Source organism: Polaromonas sp. P3_C2, assembly GCF_056402675.1.
Genome location: NZ_JBFUGX010000471.1, coordinates 1 through 3,279, shown reverse-complemented (window position 1 = coordinate 3,279; position 3,279 = coordinate 1). Strand labels below are relative to the sequence as shown.

Sequence of the window (3,279 nt, the reverse complement as noted above, 5' to 3'; positions counted from 1 at the left end):
GCCTGGGGCCGCGACGACCGACCGGTGGTCACCGAGAGCGAACCCGTCAGCATGAGCCGCGAAACCACTTTTGACCGCGACCTGCATGCGGTGCGCGACAAGGCGACGCTGGGCGCCATCTTTACCGACCTGTGCGAACGGCTGGGCGAAGACCTGCAACGCAAGGGTTACGTGGCCAAAACCATCGGCATCAAGCTGCGCTACGACGACTTCAAGATCGCGACACGCGACCAGACCTCAGACACCTACACCGCGGACGGGAAAACCATCCGCCAGCTGGCGGGGCTGTGCCTCAAGCGGGTGCCGCTGGACAAAAAACTGCGCCTGCTCGGTGTTCGCGCTTCCACGCTGGCCAAGCCCGGCGAAGAGGGTATTTACGAACAAAAAGTGTCTGCAGCCCAATCAGGACATGCGCGAGCAGCTCCTGATTCAATAGCAACCGACCAGCTCTTCTAAGCAGTGCCTAGCGCGCTACCAGGACAATCTCATCCTGGTGGTTGGCGATATGGAAGGTATGCGCGAGTGAAAAATCAGCCTTGCTGAGCGCGCCGTAGGCAAAGTGCGGCTTGAGCGGGCCCTGGTGCCCAGCGAAGCGGGTAATGGCCGCGCGCAGCCGCGCCGACGCGGGCCGCCAGTCGCCCTCACGGCTGAGCGCCGCAGCACCCGGGATGGGCTCGCTCAGGCTGTGGCTCATTTGCCCGCGCCATTTGAAAAAGGCGAAAGCCGCAGCGCCCGCCGTGCTCTGGAACACCGCGCTTTTCGGCTGCGGAAAGCCGTCCAGGCTCATTTCCACGCTTTGCGCCATGTGCTCCAGCACCGACACCAGGGGCCATTGGCCGGTGGTTTTGACGCTGGCGGCCTGGTCAACCTTGTCCAGCCAGCGCAGCGCTTCATCCAGTGACTGGACTTTGGGCACATCGGCCATGGCAAATCCTCCGGTAAAAGCGAGTGTGGTGGTGGCCAGAAAGTCGCGTCGTTTCATGGCTGCGATGGTAGCAGTCCCCACAGGGCCCCATTTGCTGCGGCATCAGGGCGGACTGGCGTTTCTCTCATGGGCGGGCATGGAACAAAGAGTTTATGAAGAAAAGGCCTTCCAGGCAGGCAGGACTGGCGCAAGCAGCTCCTGAATTGATAGCAGCCTGTTCACTTCAGCGTAGCGAGGTATGCGATCAGGTCAGCACGCTCCGCCGCGCTTTCCACCTGAAAGCCCATGCGCTGGCCGGCCACCAGCTGCTCGGGGTCTTCCAGCCACGCGTTGAGGGTTTGCGGCGTCCAGCGCAATCGCGAGCGCGCCAGTTCGTCCGAATATTTGTACCCAGGCAGGCTGCCCACGCGGCGGCCCATCACACCGCGGTGCGCGGGCCCGATCTTGTTGCTGTCGACGGCATGGCATGCCGTACAGCGCGCCTGGTACAGGGCCAGGCCGCGCGCCACGTTGCCGGGCGGCGGCGTGACCCATTCGCGTCCGGACGCCGTTTGGGCCCATAACGGGGCACCGCTCACGCCAAAGAGCGTCAGTGCCGCCACGGTACTAAAAAGATGACGCGCATTGCGCATGAACAGGGAACAAGCAGGCATTCGGCACTCCAGACACTGGTTTTGACGGGTGGGAAAGCCATGCAATCTGCCAGGCCATCCCGCAAGCTGTTCTGAATACGTTGACGGCCGGCCCGCGGATTCAGCCTTTCGAAGAGCGACCCCGCTTCTTTTCGCATCTTTTTTTCGTTTCATTGAATCCAGTGAATCCGGTTTTCCGTATTCCACACAGGTTCACTTCCATTGACGCCGGCAACCGGCTTTTTCCTTTCCACCCACAGGATCACCATGCGCCACTCCGTATCACCCCCCCTGATTGCCAGCCTGCTCACCCTGCTTTGCGCCGGCGCCCACGCCGACACCGGCAAACTGCTGCTGACCGGCGGTGTCAGCACCATTGAAGGCGCGGCCGGCGGCGGCCTCACGCCCTGGGCCGTCATCGGCAGCAACGCCACGGCGGGCGAAATTGGCGGCTCTGCCTACGTCACCCACGCCGGCACCACCGACTACGGCCTGAATGTGTACGGCGCGGCCGTCGGCATCCATGACCGCTACGAGCTGTCGATTGCGCAGCAGGACTTCAACACCCGCGGCACCGGCGTGGCCCTGGGCCTGCCCGGGCTGCACCTGAAACAGACCATCGTGGGCGCCAAGGTTCGCGTGCTGGGCGATGCCGTCCTGGACAGCGACACGCTGATGCCGCAGGTGGCAGTGGGCGTGCAGTACAAGACGCTGGGCTCCACCGGGCTGGACCCTACGCTCACCGCACTGGGCGCCAAACGCCACGGCGTGGATGTGTATGTCAGCGCCACCAAACTCTTCCTGGGCCAGAGCCTGCTGCTCAACGGCACGCTGCGCGCAACCAAGGCCAACCAGAACGGCCTGCTGGGCTATGGCGCCACGCTGGGCGGCAGCGAAGACAAGTACACGCTGCAACCGGAATTCTCGGTGGCTTACCTGCTCAGCAAAAACATCGCCATCGGCGCCGAATACCGTTTTATGCGCAACAAGCTCGAGGGCGCCGGCCGCGCGGCCGGCCTGGGCAACGGCCTGCGCTCTGAAGACTGGAAAGACATCTTTATTGCCTGGGCACCGACCAAAAACCTTTCGCTCACGCTGGCGTATGTGGACCTGGGCGTGATCGTGCCTGCCACCACCGGCAGCCGGAAGCAGACCGGGTACTACCTCTCGGCCCAGGTCGCTTTTTAAGCCCGACGAATCACCCCTTCAAGGAACCGCCCCATGAAAAACCCTTTTGTTTCTTTTGCCCTCGCGGCAAGCCTGTTGACGGCCGGCGCAGCATTTGCCCAGACGGCACCCAAAGACGACCAGCTTTACAAGGCCTTCGGTGAGAAAGCCGGCCTGGTCGCGCTGATGGACGACTTCATGGTTCGCCTGCTGGCCGACCCGCGCACCGGGCCGCATTTCAAGCCCTCCAACCAGCAGCGCGTGAAAGAGCAGCTGGTGGACCAGCTCTGCGCCCTGAGCGGCGGCCCCTGCATTTACAAGGGCGCAGACATGAAGAGCGCGCATGCCAACCTTGATATCAAAAAATCGGACTTCCACGCCCTGGTGGAGGTGCTTCAGCAAAGCATGGACGCCAGGGGCGTCCCTTTTCGCAAACAGAATGAAATGCTGGCACTGCTGGCCCCGATGAACCGGGACATCATCACGCCCCCTGAAACGGCGGTCAAACCATGAAAAAAGCGATCCAGCTCACAGCAATTAGCGCGCTCTTCGCCT

The 3,279-nt window shown here is 62.7% G+C and carries 5 protein-coding genes; 3 read left to right on the top strand and 2 right to left on the bottom strand.

The window, feature by feature from the left end:
* Positions 1–456: DinB/UmuC family translesion DNA polymerase (locus AC1DWI_RS17345; RefSeq protein WP_477725297.1), on the top strand; the 456-nt coding region annotated here is incomplete at its 5' end.
* A 7-nt stretch (positions 457–463) separates the two neighbouring features.
* Here AC1DWI_RS17345 and AC1DWI_RS17340 read toward each other — a convergent pair.
* Both AC1DWI_RS17340 and AC1DWI_RS17335 read right to left on the bottom strand, forming a co-directional pair.
* On the bottom strand, positions 464–982 hold the full coding sequence (locus AC1DWI_RS17340; protein WP_477671265.1) for a DUF1569 domain-containing protein: 519 nt from the start codon (positions 980–982) through the stop codon (positions 464–466).
* A 161-nt stretch (positions 983–1,143) separates the two neighbouring features.
* A complete protein-coding gene (locus AC1DWI_RS17335; RefSeq protein ID WP_477671264.1) occupies positions 1,144–1,578 on the bottom strand; it encodes a c-type cytochrome in 435 nt (144 codons plus the stop codon).
* Positions 1,579–1,824: 246 nt separating this feature from the next.
* On the opposite strand from AC1DWI_RS17335, the gene AC1DWI_RS17330 reads away from it, so the two are divergent.
* Positions 1,825–2,745 (top strand): DUF3034 family protein, encoded by a 921-nt coding sequence (locus AC1DWI_RS17330; RefSeq protein WP_477671263.1) that lies wholly within the window; start codon positions 1,825–1,827, stop codon positions 2,743–2,745.
* Positions 2,746–2,778: 33 nt separating this feature from the next.
* Entirely contained in the window at positions 2,779–3,237 is a 459-nt protein-coding gene (locus AC1DWI_RS17325; protein ID WP_477671262.1) for a group I truncated hemoglobin, read from the top strand.
* Positions 3,238–3,279: the final 42 nt, after the last annotated feature.